This window comes from Acidobacteriota bacterium, assembly GCA_020845575.1.
Lineage (GTDB): Bacteria > Acidobacteriota > Vicinamibacteria > Vicinamibacterales > Vicinamibacteraceae > Luteitalea.
Genome location: JADLFL010000029.1, coordinates 1 through 15,753, shown reverse-complemented (window position 1 = coordinate 15,753; position 15,753 = coordinate 1). Strand labels below are relative to the sequence as shown.

General features: G+C 67.3%; 14 protein-coding genes, 1 pseudogene and 1 CRISPR repeat array. Of the genes and pseudogenes, 12 read left to right on the top strand and 3 right to left on the bottom strand.

Features of this window, described 5'->3' with window-relative positions:
• Window positions 1-144: 144 nt before the first annotated feature.
• Genes IT182_08335 through IT182_08300 form a run of 8 tightly spaced genes read left to right on the top strand, consistent with a single transcriptional unit; the run spans window position 145 to window position 8,280 of the window.
• Entirely contained in the window at window positions 145-2,511 is a 2,367-nt protein-coding gene (locus IT182_08335) for a heavy metal translocating P-type ATPase metal-binding domain-containing protein (protein MCC6163341.1), read from the top strand.
• Window positions 2,502-2,678: a cbb3-type cytochrome oxidase assembly protein CcoS gene (gene ccoS, locus IT182_08330; GenBank protein ID MCC6163340.1), complete on the top strand. Its 177-nt coding sequence runs from the start codon at window positions 2,502-2,504 to the stop codon at window positions 2,676-2,678. The genes IT182_08335 and ccoS overlap by 10 nt, the downstream gene beginning before the upstream one ends.
• Window positions 2,679-2,682: 4 nt before the next feature.
• The gene (gene ccoN / locus IT182_08325; protein MCC6163339.1) at window positions 2,683-4,872 is read left to right on the top strand and encodes a cytochrome-c oxidase, cbb3-type subunit I; all 2,190 of its coding nucleotides are present in this window, start codon (window positions 2,683-2,685) and stop codon (window positions 4,870-4,872) included.
• A complete protein-coding gene (locus IT182_08320; GenBank protein MCC6163338.1) occupies window positions 4,872-5,087 on the top strand; it encodes a cbb3-type cytochrome c oxidase subunit 3 in 216 nt (71 codons plus the stop codon). The genes ccoN and IT182_08320 overlap by 1 nt, the downstream gene beginning before the upstream one ends.
• Window positions 5,084-5,680: a c-type cytochrome gene (locus IT182_08315; protein MCC6163337.1), complete on the top strand. Its 597-nt coding sequence runs from the start codon at window positions 5,084-5,086 to the stop codon at window positions 5,678-5,680. Before IT182_08320 ends, IT182_08315 begins: the two co-directional genes overlap by 4 nt.
• Window positions 5,680-7,113 carry a cytochrome c oxidase accessory protein CcoG gene (ccoG, locus tag IT182_08310; protein ID MCC6163336.1) on the top strand — a complete coding sequence of 478 codons (1,434 nt, stop codon included), beginning with the start codon at window positions 5,680-5,682 and terminating at the stop codon, window positions 7,111-7,113. The genes IT182_08315 and ccoG overlap by 1 nt, the downstream gene beginning before the upstream one ends.
• Window positions 7,114-7,120: 7 nt before the next feature.
• Window positions 7,121-7,567, top strand: coding sequence for a FixH family protein (locus IT182_08305; protein ID MCC6163335.1), 447 nt, complete (start codon window positions 7,121-7,123; stop codon window positions 7,565-7,567).
• Window positions 7,564-8,280, top strand: coding sequence for a sulfite exporter TauE/SafE family protein (locus IT182_08300; protein MCC6163334.1), 717 nt, complete (start codon window positions 7,564-7,566; stop codon window positions 8,278-8,280). Before IT182_08305 ends, IT182_08300 begins: the two co-directional genes overlap by 4 nt.
• 178 nt (window positions 8,281-8,458) lie before the next feature.
• Here IT182_08300 and mug read toward each other — a convergent pair whose 3' ends face one another.
• Window positions 8,459-9,112, bottom strand: a complete 654-nt coding sequence (gene mug, locus IT182_08295; GenBank protein ID MCC6163333.1) for a G/U mismatch-specific DNA glycosylase — start codon at window positions 9,110-9,112, stop codon at window positions 8,459-8,461.
• 369 nt (window positions 9,113-9,481) lie between these two features.
• Between mug and IT182_08290 the strand changes: the two genes are divergently transcribed.
• From IT182_08290 to IT182_08280, 3 genes are all read left to right on the top strand, one after another.
• Window positions 9,482-9,934, top strand: coding sequence for a hypothetical protein (locus IT182_08290; GenBank protein ID MCC6163332.1), 453 nt, complete (start codon window positions 9,482-9,484; stop codon window positions 9,932-9,934).
• A gap of 97 nt (window positions 9,935-10,031) precedes the next feature.
• Window positions 10,032-10,856 carry a hypothetical protein gene (locus IT182_08285; GenBank protein ID MCC6163331.1) on the top strand — a complete coding sequence of 275 codons (825 nt, stop codon included), beginning with the start codon at window positions 10,032-10,034 and terminating at the stop codon, window positions 10,854-10,856.
• Between the two features lie 136 nt (window positions 10,857-10,992).
• Window positions 10,993-12,984 (top strand): S9 family peptidase, encoded by a 1,992-nt coding sequence (locus tag IT182_08280; protein ID MCC6163330.1) that lies wholly within the window; start codon window positions 10,993-10,995, stop codon window positions 12,982-12,984.
• A 643-nt stretch (window positions 12,985-13,627) separates the two neighbouring features.
• On the opposite strand, the gene IT182_08275 is transcribed toward IT182_08280, so the two are convergent.
• Together IT182_08275 and IT182_08270 are read right to left on the bottom strand one after the other, a co-directional pair.
• The gene (locus IT182_08275) at window positions 13,628-14,446 is read right to left on the bottom strand and encodes an isocitrate lyase/phosphoenolpyruvate mutase family protein (GenBank protein MCC6163329.1); all 819 of its coding nucleotides are present in this window, start codon (window positions 14,444-14,446) and stop codon (window positions 13,628-13,630) included.
• A 207-nt stretch (window positions 14,447-14,653) separates the two neighbouring features.
• On the bottom strand, window positions 14,654-14,806 hold the full coding sequence (locus tag IT182_08270; GenBank protein MCC6163328.1) for a hypothetical protein: 153 nt from the start codon (window positions 14,804-14,806) through the stop codon (window positions 14,654-14,656).
• On the opposite strand from IT182_08270, the pseudogene IT182_08265 reads away from it, so the two are divergent.
• A pseudogene (locus IT182_08265) lies at window positions 14,784-15,260 on the top strand (carboxymuconolactone decarboxylase family protein). The gene IT182_08270 and the pseudogene IT182_08265 overlap by 23 nt on opposite strands.
• Before the next feature lie 12 nt (window positions 15,261-15,272).
• A CRISPR array of direct repeats spans window positions 15,273-15,752; the repeat unit is 37 nt; unit sequence GCTTCAATGGGGCCGTGATCGATCTGATCACGGAAAC.
• Window position 15,753 lies beyond the last annotated feature (1 nt).

The following is a 15,753-nucleotide window of genomic DNA, read 5'->3' as shown; positions in this document are numbered from 1 at the left end:
TCCGACCGGCGTGTGCCGTGAAGACTGGCCCGGAAGTTGCCTTGTCCGACATGATCGTTCGACGGCGAACGACAGCTTCTCGCATTGTCTCGCGCGACGTCACAGACCCTGCATCGCACCCCGGCCGCGGCCACCGCGCCCGCGGTGTGTCGCCATTGTGGCGACCCGTGCGGGGACGACGCCGTCAGCACGGCTGACGGCCACTTCTGCTGCCACGGCTGCGCGTCCGTCTACAGCCTGCTGCAACTGCACGGCCTGACGCAGTTCTACGCGTGCGACTCTGACGCCGGCCTCTCGCAGCGCGCCACTGCACGTCGCGCCGCCGACCGATTCGCGCCGCTCGACGATCCCGACATCGCCGCACGCTTCATCGATGCCCACGACGGGACGTTCGCGCACGCGACGTTCTCGGTGCCCGCGCTGCACTGCGCCTCCTGTCTGTGGCTGCTCGAACGGCTCTGGCGCTTCGACGAGGGCATCGGCCGCAGCGAGGCCGACCTCGTCAGGCGCACCGTGCGCGTCGCGTTCCGTCAGGAGCGGACGTCGCTTCGTGCCGTGGCGGAGCGCCTCGCCTCGCTCGGCTACGAACCCGTCGTGGACGGCGAGCGCGTGGCGGGCCGCATGCCTGCCGCGCGCCGAACCCTGTACCTGAAGATCGGCATCGCCGCGTTCGCCGTCGGCAACATGATGCTGTTCAGCATCCCGCGGTACGCCAATGGCGCACCGCTCGAGCCCGTCTTCCAGCGGCTCTTCGACGCGCTGAACGTGCTGCTGGCCGTGCCGGTGCTCGTCTACAGCGCGTCGGACTTCTTCACGTCTGCGTGGCACGCCCTCCGGATGCGCGCGGTGACGCTCGACGTGCCGATCGCGATCGGTCTCTCGGCGCTGGTGGGACGCAGCGTGTGGGACATCGCCACGGGCACGGGCGAGGGCTTCCTCGACTCGTTCGCCGGACTGGTGCTCTTCCTGTTGATCGGCCGGCTGTTCCAGCAGATCGCGTTCGACCGCATCGCCTTCGATCGCACCCTCCGGTCCTTCCTGCCGTTGTCTGTCCGCCTCGTCTCCGGGGCCACGACGGTGATGCGGCGGATCGAGGCCCTGGTGCCGGGCGACGTGATCGCGGTGCGTCCGTGCGAGGTGATACCCGCCGACGCGCGCATGCTCGACGCGGCGGGACGCCTCGACCTCGCGTTCGTCACGGGCGAGCAGCGGCCCGTCGCCATCGCGAAGGGCGATGCGGTGCCGGCGGGCGGGCGCGTGGTGGGGGAGGGCATTCGCGTCGAAGTGGTGCGGCCCGTGTCGCACAGCCGGCTCGCGGAGTTGTGGAACAACCCCGTGTTCGCCCACAGGCAGCCGCACTGGCTCACCGAGGTGTCCGCCCGATTCGGCGGGTGGTTCACGGTGATCGCCGTCGCGCTCGCGGCCATCGGATTCGTGGCCTGGCTGCCCGACGTCGGCGCCGCCACGCAGGTGGCGACGGCGGTCCTCATCATCGCGTGCCCCTGTGCGCTGACGCTCGCCGCGCCGATCACGCTGGGCACCGCGCTCGGGCGTCTGGGTATCGCGGGCGTCTACCTCAAGCAGCCGGCCGTTGCCCTCGACCTCAGTCGTATCGACACGGTCGTCTTCGACAAGACGGGCACCCTCACGTCGGCGGAGTCTGCGGCGGTCGTCCAGCGCCATGGCCTTGACTCCGGTGACTGGGAGCGTGTCCGGAGGCTTGCCGCCGAGTCCATCCATCCGGCGAGCCGCGCGCTCGTGGGCGACGAGCCGACGACGGGCGTCGTGCACGACGTGGTGGAATCGGCCGGCGCCGGCATCAGCGGCACGGTGGACGATGCGTGCGTGGCGATCGGATCGGCGCACTACGTCGGTGGATTCGTCGGCGTATCCTTACCTGTTGAGCGCGACCGCACGTGGGTGAGCGTGGGCGGAGACGTGGGCTGGTTCACGCTCGCCACGCGTGAACGGCCCGGCGCGACGACGATGGTGCGCGACGTGGCTGATGCGCACGAGACGTGGCTGCTGTCGGGCGATGCCGATGCGGAGGCTGCACGCTGGCGGCACGTCTTCGGCGCGCGCGTCCGGTTCCGGCAGTCCCCCGAGGACAAGCTCGCGTCCGTGCAGGCGCGTCAGCGCGACGGGCGTCGCGTGCTGATGGTGGGCGATGGCCTCAACGACGCCGGCGCGCTGGCCGCGGCCGATGTCGGCGTCGCGGTGTCTGACGAGACGGCGTGTCTCGTGCCGGCGTGCGACGTGGTCATGCGCGGCGATCGGCTGACGCTGCTGCCGGCGGTGCTGCGGTACGCGCGCCGCGCGCGCGCGGTGATCGTCCTGTGCTTCGCCGTGTCGATCCTCTACAACATCGTCGGGATCGGGTTCGCGCTCACCGGACATCTCACGCCGCTGGCCACGGCAATCCTCATGCCCGTGAGTTCGCTCACCATCGTCGGGCTCAGCGTGGGCCTGATGCGGGTGCGCGTGCCCGGAGAGGCGACGCCGTGTCCGTGATCATCCTGCTCATCGCCGCCGGCGTCCTCGTGGCCGGCGGGTTCCTGGTTGCGTTCGTGTGGGCCGTGCGAACCGGCCAGTTCGACGACACCACGTCACCGGCCGTCCGCGTGCTTTTCGACGAGCCGCCCGGTGTTCCTCTGGACAGAAGCCGTGAAGGGTCCTGATTCCATGCATGCTGCCGAACACTCGCCCGGAAGCGGGCCGTCGCCCGAGACCTTCGCGTATGACAACGCGATCGTCCGCAAGTTCATCGTCGCCACGTCCCTGTGGGGCGTGGTCGGGTTCCTCGTCGGCCTGATCGTCGCGATCAAGCTGGTGCGCCCGGAGTTCCTGAACTTCCTGCCGGAGTTGTCGTTCGGCAGGCTCCGGCCGCTCCACACCAACGCGGTGATCTTCGCGTTCGCGGGCAACGCCATCTTCGTCGGCGTGTACTACTCGCTGCAGCGGCTGTGCAAGGCGCGCATGTTCAGCGACGTGTTGAGCGCGATCCACTTCTGGGGCTGGCAGCTCATCATCGTGTCGGCGGCCGTGACCCTGCCGCTCGGGTTCACGACGAGCAAGGAGTACGCGGAGCTGGAGTGGCCGATCGACATCGCCATCACGCTCGTGTGGGTGGCCTTCGGCGCGAACATGCTCGGCACGGTGTACAAGCGCCGCGAGCGGCACATGTACGTGGCGGTGTGGTTCTACCTCGCCACGTTCATCACCGTGGCGCTGCTGCATGTCGTGAACTCGCTCGGGTTGCCGGTGAGTCTGCTCAAGAGCTACTCGCTCTACGCGGGCGTGCAGGACGCGCTCGTGCAGTGGTGGTACGGCCACAACGCGGTGGCGTTCTTCCTCACCACGCCGTTCCTCGGGATCATGTACTACTTCATCCCGAAGGCCGCCAACAGGCCGATCTTCTCGTATCGGCTGTCGATCGTGCATTTCTGGGCGCTGATCTTCATCTACATCTGGGCTGGTCCGCACCACCTGCTGTACACCGCGTTGCCCGACTGGGCGCAGACGCTCGGCACCGTCTTCTCGGTGATGCTCATCGCACCGTCGTGGGGCGGCATGGTCAACGGCCTGCTGACGCTGCGCGGCGCGTGGGATCGCGTGCGAGAGGATCCCGTCCTCAAGTTCCTCGTCGTCGGCGTGACCGCCTACGGCATGGCGACGTTCGAGGGGCCGATGATGTCCTTCAAGAACGTCAACGCGATCACGCACTACACCGACTACGTCATCGCGCACGTCCACGTGGGTGCGCTCGGGTGGAACGGCGGCCTCACGTTCGCGATGCTGTACTACATCGTGCCGCGCATCTACGGCACCAGGCTCTACTCGGTGAAGCTCGCCAACACGCACTTCTGGCTGGCGACGCTCGGCATGCTGTTCTACGCGATTCCGCTCTACATCGGCAGTATCACGCAGTCGCTGATGTGGCAGGAGTTCACGCCGGACGGCTCGCTGCGGTATGGCAACTTCCTCGAGACCGTCGTGCGGATCCTGCCGATGTACTGGCTCCGCATCGGCGGCGGCACGATCTTCCTGACCGGCGCGCTCATCGCCATCTACAACCTGTGGAAGACCGCCGGGCAGGGTACGTTCATCCCGGAGGAGACCACGCAGGCGATGCCGCTCGTCCCGCTCGGACCCACCGAAGGATCGGCATGGCACCGTGCGCTCGAAGGGCGTCCCACGCAGTTCGCGGTGCTCACCTTCCTGGCCGTGTTCATCGGCGGTGCGGTGGAGTACATCCCGACCGCGCTCATCCGCGCCAACGTGCCGACGATTGCCGCCGTCACGCCGTATACGCCGCTCGAACTCGAAGGCCGCGACCTGTACATCCGCGAGGGCTGCGTGGGCTGCCACTCGCAGATGATCCGGCCGATGCGCGCCGAGACGGAGCGCTACGGCGACTACAGCAAGCCCGGCGAGTTCGTCTACGACCACCCGTTCCTGTGGGGATCGAAGCGCACGGGGCCGGACCTGCACCGCGTGGGCGGCAAGTATCCCGACTCGTGGCACTTCCTGCACATGAAGGAGCCGCGCTCGACGTCGCCGGGTTCGATCATGCCGGGCTATCCGTGGATGTACGACACGCGTCTCGACGACTCGCACATCGAGGGCAAGATCATCACGCTGCGCCGTCTCGGCGTGCCGTATCCCGACGGGTACGAGACACAGGCCCGCGCCGACATGCAGGCGCAGGCCGGGGAGATCGCGGCGCGCCTGGCTGGTGCCGGCATGGAGACGGCCGCCGATCGCGAGATCGTGGCGATGATTGCCTACCTCCAGCGCCTCGGGACCGACGCGAAGCGCAAGCCGGAAGCCGCGCAGGCCAGTCTCGACCCCGCACCTGAAGGAGACCGGTGATGTACAAGGAAGTGCTCCGTACGATCGTGGGGATCGAGGTGTTCCCGATCCTGTCGCTCGTCATCTTCGTGACCATCTTCACCGTGATGCTGGTCTGGACGATGCGGCTCGACCGCGGCCGCCTGTCGCGCTACGCGAGTCTGCCGCTGGAGGAGAGCGACGCGCCGTCCGATGGCGCGACCGACACCGATGCTCCCGGAGGAACCCGGCTGTGAGTCAGCACAAGGACGAACTGCTCGCGCACGAATACGACGGCATCCGCGAGTTCGACAACGCGTTGCCGCGATGGTGGCTCTATGGTTTCTACCTGACCATCATCTTCTCGATCGTCTATGTCATCAACTATCACGTGCTGCCCACGCCGCTGGTCGGCAAGCCTGGCATGCTCGCCGAGTATCAGGCCGAGATCGACGAGGCGGCGGCGCTCGCGGCGACCCGCCCGAAGGCGGCCGGACCGAGCGCCGATCTCGTGCCCCTGACCGACGCCGACAGTCTCGCGAAGGGACAGGCGATCTTCGAAGGCGATCACCTGTGCCAGGCGTGCCATCGCAAGGACCTGGGCGGGATGGTCGGGCCGAACCTCACCGACGACCTGTGGATTCATGGCTGCGCGCCGACCGATCTCGTGAAGAACATCGCCGAAGGGTTCCCCACGCTCGGCATGCTGCCCTACGGCAGCGGCAGCAAGATGAGCGACGAGGAACTGTTGCAGGTGGTGAGCTACATCCTGTCGAAGCAGGGGAGCAATCCGGCAGACCCGCGCGCCGCCAATCCCGAGCGCGAGAAGGCCTGCAACCAGGCCAGCTGATGGCGACCGAGCACGGCACGTCGCACGCGCACGGGTTCGACGAGGACCACGACACGTTCCGCAACGAGCTGGCCAGCGTCCAGCGCGACGGGCGGCGGAAGTGGATCTACGCGCGCAAGCCGTCGGGGCGGTTCTACTCGATCCGGACGATCGTCAGCTACCTGCTGCTCGCGCTGCTGATCTTCGGGCCGCTCGTGAAGCTGAACGGGCAGCCGCTCCTGCTGCTCAACATCCTCGAGCGGAAGTTCATCGTCTTCGGCGTGGTGTTCTGGCCGCAGGATTTCTACCTGCTCGTGCTGTGCGTGCTCACCGGGTTCGTGACGATCGCGCTGCTGACGTCGGCGATCGGCCGCGTGTGGTGCGGGTGGCTCTGCCCGCAGACGATCTTCCTCGAGATGCTGTTCCGCAAGATCGAGTGGGCGATCGAAGGGTCGGCGCAGCAGCAGGTACGGCGCGACAAGGCGCCGTACACATTCGACACGTGGTGGCGCAAGGGACTGAAGCACGCGATCTTCTTCGCGCTCTCGTTCCTCATCGCGAACGTCTTCCTCGCCTACATCATCAGCGCAGACACGCTGTACACGATCGTGACGGACCCGCCGAGCGAGCACCTCGTCGGACTCTTCACGATCCTCGTGTTCAGCCTCGTGTTCTACGCGGTGTTCGCGCGTTTCCGCGAACAGGCGTGTACGCTGGCCTGCCCGTACGGCCGCGTGATGGGGGCGCTCGTGGACGAGCACACCGTCACCATCACGTACGACAGGCGCCGCGGCGAGCCGCGCGGACGCCTGCTCAAGGGCGTGCAGGCGGCGGAGACGGGCGACTGCATCGACTGCGGCCAGTGCGTCACGGTGTGTCCGACGGGCATCGACATCAGGAACGGCCTCCAGCTCGAATGCGTGGCGTGTACGGCATGCGCCGACGCCTGCGACGATGTGATGCGGCGCGTGAGCAAGCCGGAAGGGCTGATCCGCTACACGTCGGAGGAGGCGGTCAGGACGGGGACGCGGCAGGTGCTCACGTGGCGCGTCAAGGCGTACGCGGCGGCGTGGCTCGTGCTGCTCGTTGCCGCCGTGACGCTCATCGCCCGTCGGCCTGACATGGACGTGTTGATCCTGCGCCAGCCTGGCACGCTGCAGACGACGCTCGATCATGGCGACGTGTCGAACTTCTACAACGTGCAGGTGATCAACAGGACGAGCCGTGCGTTCACGCTGACGTATCGCGTGGTGGCGCCCGAAGGCGGCAGCATCACCCCGCTCGGCCCGATTCACGACGTGCAGCCGTTCGGTCTCGTGCAGAGCCGCTTCCTGCTGCGCCTGCCCGGCAGCGCCGTGACAGGCACGAGCACCCCCGTGCGCATCGAAGTGACGCAGGGGGGCGAATTGGTGGACACGGTCGACACGTCGTTCCTGTCGATACCGGGGCAGTGAGAACCTCATGACGTTCCGATTCAACTGGGGCGTGGGGATCGCGATCTTCTACACCGCGTTCGCGCTCAGCACCGTGGGGTTCGTGGCGTATGCCGTCTCGCGCGACGTGCCGCTCGTGAGCGAGGACTACTACGCGCGTGCGCTGTCGCACGATGCGCACATGCAGGCCGTGGCCAACGCCGACGCGCTCGGTGCGCAGGCAGGCGCGCGCGTGGAGGAGGGACACATCGTGGTGCGCGTCCCCGCGTCGATGGCCACGCTCGTTCGCGGGACCGTCACGCTCTATCGCGCCGACAACCCCGCTTCCGATCGCCATGTCCCGCTGGTGCCGGGGGCCGACGGCAGCCAGGCGATCGCCACCGACGGCCTGGCGCCGGGGGCGTGGCGCGTGCAGATGCAGTGGGCGGTCGACGACCGCGAGTATCACGTCGAGCGGCACGTGCGCCTTCCATGACGATTGTCCTGGCGGGCCTGGCGTTGGGTCTGGCCGGCAGCGGCCATTGCGGCGCGATGTGCGGGCCGCTCGTGTGGCTCGCCAATCCGCGGCGCGCGCCGGTCCACGGCGTGGAACCCTCAGCGGGCCAGCTCGCTGTCCACGTCGCGCTCTATCACGCGGGGCGGGCGTCGACGTATGTCGCGCTGGGCCTCGTCGCCGGCCTTGCCGGTGGGGCCATGGCGCGCCTCGGTCTCGGCCGCGCGATGGCGATCGTCGCCGGCGTGGTGCTCGTGCTGCAGGCGCTGGCGGCCGCGCGCATCCTGTCGTCGCGAGGCTGGTCGGCCGGCGTGGGGGCGCGGGTGACGGTGGCGCTCGGCCGCATCGGTGCGTGGATGCGTACGCATCGCGTGCAGGGACCGCTCCTCTTCGGCGCGCTGAACGGCCTCCTGCCGTGCGGATTGCTGTACGCCGCGCTGCTTGCTGCGGCCGGTCTGGGCAGCGTGCGCGACGCGCTCGTGTTCATGGCCGCCTTCGCTGTCGGCACCACGCCCGTCCTCGCCGCGCTCGGCATCGCCGGCGGGGCCATCGCGATGCGCGTCCCGGACTCCATCCGCCGCGCCGCCCCCTACGCCCTCGCCCTCGTCGGCGTCCTGCTGATCGCAAGAGGGATCAGCCCCGAACGCCCTCACACCACGCACACCACGCCAGCAGCGGCCCACAACCATCGCTGACCGTCGGTCAGAGCCCTTGCACCGTGGGGATTCGCATCCGCGGACGTGGTCCGGCAGCGGTCGACATCGGCCGTCTCCTTCGAGAAGAGTGCCCGCGCACTCACTCCGTCCCTTGACCGTGTATGTGAGTCTCGCGATGGTGCCGCGACTGGTGACACGGCCAGTCGCCTTCCGCCAGTCACGTGAGGAAGGGCCCTGCGTCTCCCGGGCCGGCCGGACTCCAGTCAGAGCGGCCGCGAATGGCGCAGCGCAGTGCGGCAAAGGCCTCCGCGAGGTCGGCGGCCTGGTGATTGGCGTTGAGACCGCTGGGGCTCGGGAGGAGCCACGCGAGGGCGGTGCCGATGGGGTCCGGCTGTGGACCGATGACGGCGCGTGGACGATTGAAGGCCACGCGGTACGCCCCGATGCCGACGATCGCGACGGCGCGCGGCTTGTAGCGCGCCACCTTGCGTGCGAGGACGATGCGCCCTCGTCTCAGCTCCTCATCGTCGAGGTCGGCGGCCGTGGCGGTGGTGCGTCCTGCGAGGTTGGTGATCCCGAAGCCGGCGTCGAGCATCGCCTGCTGGTGCCACGGCTGTAACAGCGTCGGCGTGAAGCCGCCTTCGTGCAGCGCGCGCCAGAAGCGATTGCCGGGTCGCGCGAAGTGCAGCCCCGTGGCGCCCGAGTAGCGTCCGGGATTGATACCGCAAAACAGCACGTCGAGTCCCGGCGCAATGAGGTCCGGGATGCGCAGCCCGTCCGCGGCGAGCAGCTCGTCACGCGTGGGTCGGGGCGGCGGTCCGTCGAGATGCCGGCGCGGTCGCCCTCGCGTGGTCGCGTTCGAACCGCTCATGCCGACCAGTCTAGCCCTGCCCATGCATGAGCGGAGCGGAGTCGTATCCTGAGTGTCTCGTCGGCCTGACGAGTCGGCTCCCGAATAGGGGCCGACTCCGCTTCCGCATCGGCCTGTGATCGGAACACGACGGTTCGCGTCATTCCGGTGCTCAGAAGCCGTCGCCGCACGTCGGCCCACGGTACCGCCGTCGTCGGGTCGGCCTGCAGCGGCCCGGTGATCGCGGCGGCGAACAGGAATCGCGAGCCGTCGCGCGTGACCTCCCAGTCTCCTCCCGGCGAGGCGCGCATGGCCTTCTGTCAGGTTGTCAAAGGGCCGCGTGGGCCCGGAAACAGCAGACACGTGGGCCCGCGTGGTATGAATCCCTTCATGGCATCGACGCGTGTCGAGGCACGTGTCGCAGCGACACTCGACAGGATGGACGGCATGGAGACGCCCCTCCGCCTGGCACGTCAGCGACTGGATGCCATCGCATCGACGTGCGTCGACGACGGTGGAGCGCGGTCGAGCATGGCGGCGCTCTCGACGTGCATCCTGACGGTCGAGCGCCACGTCGCAGCCAGCCGTGTTGCCGTCGAGCGCCTGCTCCGGGACGCCCCCGAACAGGCGTCGCCCGACAAGGGACTGGAGGCGGAGCGCGGCATCAGGATGGACCTGCATGTGGTGCTCGGTGTATTGCAGGACGAGTTGTGGCGGGGCACCGAGACACTCCGTGACGGCGGTGCGGGGGAGCCATTCGCGCCGGTGTTCGATCTGCTCTGCGGACTTGGCGAGCAGACCGAATGCTGGCGCAACTGGTTGACGGAAGAGTCCGCGGGATGAATCCGCCGCCGCGCTGCTCGTCGTGGTGCGGGCCTGATGCCATCGCGAGGCAGCAACCGTCCCTTGAAGTCAGCCGTCGATCGGCGTATACAGCGTCATGCCCCAGCTGACTCCGCGGACAATGTCGCTGCGCGCCGCGCGCGCGTGGATCCTGGCCACCGTTCTCGGCATGCCGACCATCGCCTCGGCCGACATCATCACGCAGGTGCGCGCGTTCGAGCTGTCGTCCAGGGTGACGGTCAGCGGAAGCGGTATGGCCGATGCGCTGTTCTTCGAGTGGTTTGACGCGTCGCTCGGCACGCTCGATCGGGTGGACGTCACCATCGATGCCTCGCTCTTGATGCAGCTGTTCCTGCCGACCAGCTTCATCCCGACACCCAGCGGGCCGATACCTGTCCCGTACCTCTACAACATCCGCACGTCGCTCGATTTCGATGGGCCGGCGTCTGACTTCCTGACCGTGCCGCAAGTGATGGTGACGGGGGAGGCGCCCGGCGGAACGGGACACACGCCGCTCGTGGCGTCCGCCGGCATTACGCATGAATTCTCGTACACGGCCACGAGCGACCTCGTCGGGTTCGCTGTCGTCGCCAGCACGCATTCGCCGCTGTCCGCGTCGTTGGGCGTCGTGACCGCCGTGCCGCCGGTGCTGTCGTCCGGCGAGCGGGACGACTTCGTGGCGCCCGTCGGCGGCGTGCCGCTGATCGTTGTTCCGATTCTGCGGACCTCGCCGCCGTCCTTTGCAGGCGCGCTGCTGCCCGGTACGTTCAACGGCACGCTCACCGCACGGGGCCGGATGACGATCACGTATGACTTCACGCCGGCGCCTCCGCCGGCATCAGTGCCTGAGTCTGGGACGTCAATGCTTGTCGTCGGAGGGCTGCTGGCGTTGATCGCCAGGCGGTCCCTGCGCATCGCGTGATCACGGACTGCGTGTCTGCGTCGCGTACATCGGCATCTTCGCCGGCAAGGCTCGTGTGCGCGCGCTTCGCCCTTGCCATTGGCGCGATGCCGCAATCGGCACGCGTTGTCCGGCAATCGCCAAAGGGAGTGACCGTATGACCGTCCGCCGATCCGTACTGATGACGTCGTGCTGCTCGGTGGCGATGATCGCCGCGCTCGCCGCGGACACGACGCCCACGTGGACGCCTGAGACGCAGGTGTCGCTCAAGGTCGTGAGCACGCCGCGGCTGTCGCCTGGCGGCGCGCGGGTGGTCTATGCGGTCAACGCGCCCGTGATGACCGCCGACCGGAGCGAGTTCGTCACGCAGCTCTGGCTGGCCACGGCCGACGGCCGCGAGAACCGCCAGTTGACCTTCGGCGACACGTCGTCGACCAATCCGAAATGGTCGCCCGATGGGTCGATGATCGCCTTCACGTCGAACCGGAAGGACAATCGCAACCAGATCTACGTGATCAGGCTCGCCGGCGGCGAGGCGGAACAGCTCACCGACGGTACAGCGGCGGTCAACGCCTTCGAGTGGTCGCCCGACGGCGCCACGATCGCGTTCACGATGACCGATCCGAAGTCCAAGGACGAGGAAGCCAACGACAAGGGCCGCAACGACTTCCGGTGGGTCGACGAGCACGTGAAGCTCGCGCGGCTCTACACGACTCCCGTCGACAAGGGGACCGATGGCACGCGCGTCGTGACGCAGGTGACCTCCATCGATCGTCACGTCACGTCGTTCGACTGGGCACCGAGTGGCCGACGCATCGCCTTTGCCCACGTGCAGTCGCCCGTCGCCGACTTCTGGCCCACGTCCGATGTGTCGATCGTCGATCTCGACACGAAAGTCGTGACGCCGCTTGCGGCGAGCGAGGCCGCGGAGGATACGCCCTTCTTCTCGCCAGACGGCGCGTGGGTGGCGATGACCGTCAGTGACCTGCCGGCCCGTTGGGCGCAGAGCAGCCGGATACACGTCCGGCCCTCGAGTGGCGGAGGAGCACCGGTCGTCATGCCGCGCTCGCCAGACGGCCAGCCGAACATCGGCGGCTGGATACCCGGCAGCACTCGCGTGTACTTCTCGGAAGCCAAAGGCACCGGCACGGCCTCCTACGAAGCCGACGTCACGACAGGCACGATCCGTGAGACGCAGGCGGCCGACGACGCGGTCATCAGCGGACTGCACGTCGACACGGCGGGGACGTCCTTCGCGTTCGTGCGCCAGCAGTCCCATCGTCCTCCTGAAGTCTACGTAGGTCGTGCCGGAGCGACGCCTGTTCAGGTGTCGACCGCCAATGCGGAGCACGCGGCGCTGCCGATCGGCAGGACCGAGGTCGTCACGTGGACGAGCACGGATGGCCGGAAGATCGAGGGGCTGCTGCACTATCCGGTCGGCTACCAGGCGGGACGGCAGGTGCCGCTCATCCTGAACGTCCACGGCGGACCGGCAGGTGTGTTCCAGCACACATTCGTGGGCGGACGCGGGTCGTATCCGCTGGCGAGCTTCATGGCCAGGGGCTATGCCGTGCTGCGGCCGAACCCGCGCGGGTCATCGGGCTATGGCGTCGAGTTCCGGCAGGCCAACATCAAGGACTGGGGCGGGAAGGACTACGACGACCTGATGGCCGGCGTCGATCGCGTCATCGCGATGGGGGTGGCCGACCCCGCACGCCTTGGTGTCATGGGATGGAGCTACGGTGGCTACATGACGTCGACGATCATCACCAGGACGAATCGCTTCAAGGCGGCGTCGTCCGGTGCGCCGGTCACCAACCTGATGAGCTTCAACGGCACCGCCGACATCCCGTCATTCGTGCCCGACTACTTCGGGGCCGAGTTCTGGAACGACCCGGCCGTCTACGCCAGGCACTCGCCGATGTTCAATATCAGTCATGCGCGCACGCCGACGCTCGTCCAGCACGGCGAGAACGACATCCGCGTGCCGATTGCCCAGGGCTACGAGCTCTACACCGCGCTCAAGCGGCAGGGCGTCCCGACGCGCATGCTCGTGCTCCCGCGCCAGCCTCATGGCATCCTAGAGCCGAAGCTCCAGGTCGTGACGATGCAGAGCAACCTGGACTGGTTCGACACGTACCTGAAGTAGGCATCGGCAATTCGGTTGCACACGAAGATGCGCGAAGTTGCCACGAGTGGGGACGGTCCGCGACCTGACACGTGCAGGCTCGTTGTCGACGTCGCTGCCGAGGAATCCCGTGCTCGTCAACGCGGTCTGCGCTGTAGCGACGCGTCGCAGGTAGTTGAACGCTTACGAGAGGTTCACGATGGGAGCGTCCGCCTTTGAGAAATCCTCGCCCTTGAACAAGATCCGTTCTGCTGAGGCCTTGGCGAGGCCATGGACGGCGCAATCCTCGAAATTGAGTCCGGCTGGGTGACGACCCTTGCCGAGTGTGGCGAAACCCTGGCGAGCGAGCGCGGCTTGTTCGCCGTCGAACGCGATGGCGTCCTCGCGCCTATCGTGGCAGTCCGTCCTCGTTGCACCCGAGAATGTCTTCCGCGCCCCGGTTGTCGAGTGTTGGCAGCGCTTGGTACTGGCGTGCGATGGCCAGAATCTCCTGGGAGACCGACGTCGACCATATGGACACGATGTTTACTCGAGTGTGGGCGCTCTGTTGAGGTGCCGACGACTGCCGCAGCACTGGTCGACTGCCGTGGAGGCTGGTTTCGTCCGATACGCGGCTCAGGTTGACCAACTCGGCTGTCAGATTCGCGCGGTGGGTACCGCTCTCCTACGCCTTGAACATCCCGTTCAATTCGGGATGCGTGGCGTTGTCGGCAAATCCGTCGAAGCGCCCATGCGCCAGTGCCCGGGCGGCGCGCAAGGCCCCGCCCCACGCCGCTCCGGCGAGCGCACCACCGACGCTGATGCGGCGCACGCCGATCGCGGCCAACTCATCCACCGCGAACGACGCGGGCCATCCGATCAGCACGTTGACGGGTTTGGGTGCGACGGCTTTGACGATCGCGTCGATCTGGCTGAGCGAACGTACACCAGGCGCGTACAGACAGTCGGCGCCCGCCTCTGCGTAGGCTTTCAGTCTTCTCAGCGACTCCTGCAGCGGGTCGGGGTGACCGGTAAGGAAGCATTCGGCGCGCCCGACGAGCATCACGTCCTCGCCTGACGCGTCGATCGCCGCTCGCGCCGAGCGCAGGCGCGCCACCGCTTCGTCCAAGGCGTACAGCGGATGCACTGGATCGCGGGTAGAGTCTTCGATTGACAAACCCGCCACGCCGGTGTCGATGCATCGTCGAACGTTGTCGGCGAGATCAACCAGATCGCGCGCGTGACCATCCTCGAAATCGGCGTTGACCGGAAGCTCGGTCGCTTCTACGATCGCGCGGCAGTGCGTCAGCACCGTGTCCACGCCCATCGTGTTGTCGGGCTGGCCCTGCGACCATGCGAAGCCGGAGCTGGTCGTGGCCCGCGCCTTGAAGCCGAGCGACGCCAACATCCGCGCGGTCCCGGCATCCCACGGATTCGGCATCAGGAAGCACCCGCTTTCGTGCAGTGTGCGGAACGCGGCGCGGCGGGCAGCGTAGCGAGACATGGCCATCGCGCCCCATTGTAGGAGACCTTGCCTGGCGGGGGGCTACCGTGCGCAACCGTCCTCAACATCTGCCGCCCTTACCCGGTACGATGTCGATCGATCGCGAGACGCGGTCGCAGTGGGATGCGTATGGCAACGGCACGTCAGGCAAGCTGGAGGGCACTCAGCTCGACATGCCGAGATGTTCCACGAACCTCCCGGGAGTGTTCACGAGGTATCCAGGAACGCGAGCCAGACCCAATCCGCACGGCTGCTGGCCCTCGATTTCGCAAAGAAGGGTTTGCCGCGAACGACGCCGGCGTAGCGCTCCTCGGATGCGCCGGTGCCCGTGCGCAATATGACGACTGTCAGGAGGTTCACCGTGACACCACGGCTCGATTATCGCCACGCGGGCAGCGGTGCGTACCAGTCGATGCTCGGCATGGAAGAGTACGTCCGCAGCTGCGGCCTCGAACACTCGTTGCTGGAGCTCGTCAAGACGCGCGCGTCGCAGATCAACGGCTGCGCGTACTGCATCGACATGCATACCAAGGACGCCCGCGCGGCCGGCGAGACCGAGCAGCGGCTCTACGGACTCAGCGCCTGGCGCGAGACTCCGTTCTAGTCCGAGCGTGAGCGCGCTGCGCTCGAATGGAGCGAGGCGCTGACTTTGATAGCCGATAGCGACATCCCCGACGAGCTCTACGAGCGAGTGCATCGCCATTTCAGCGACGCCGAGATGGTGAACCTGTCGCTCGCGATCATTGCGATCAACGGTTGGAACAGGCTCGCGATCTCGTTTCGCTCCGTGCCAGGGAGCTACAAGGCGCCGAGTGCAACCGCGCAGGTGTGAAGGCGCCCGCAAACGATCTGATCACGGAAACCCTCGTGACTGGCTCGACACCACTCGGGCATCCACTCGACGCTTCAATGGGGCCGTGATCGATCTGATCACGGAAACGATTCGCGGCAACAGCACGAAGCAGGCCGGTGACAAGCTTCAATGGGGCCGTGATCGATCTGATCACGGAAACATCACGCGCCGCCCTTCAGCGCGGCGTCGATGCGGTCGCTTCAATGGGGCCGTGATCGATCTGATCACGGAAACCGGCTGGAGTCGGTGCTCCTTAAGGACGAGGCGGCGATGCTTCAATGGGGCCGTGATCGATCTGATCACGGAAACAACTGCTGCGCGAGTGTGGTGGTGCGGTACTGGTTGCTTCAATGGGGCCGTGATCGATCTGATCACGGAAACGCTGTGCGCGTGGTCGTGCCGTGAGTGGGACAGCGGCTTCAATGGGGCCGTGATCGATCTGATCACGGAAACT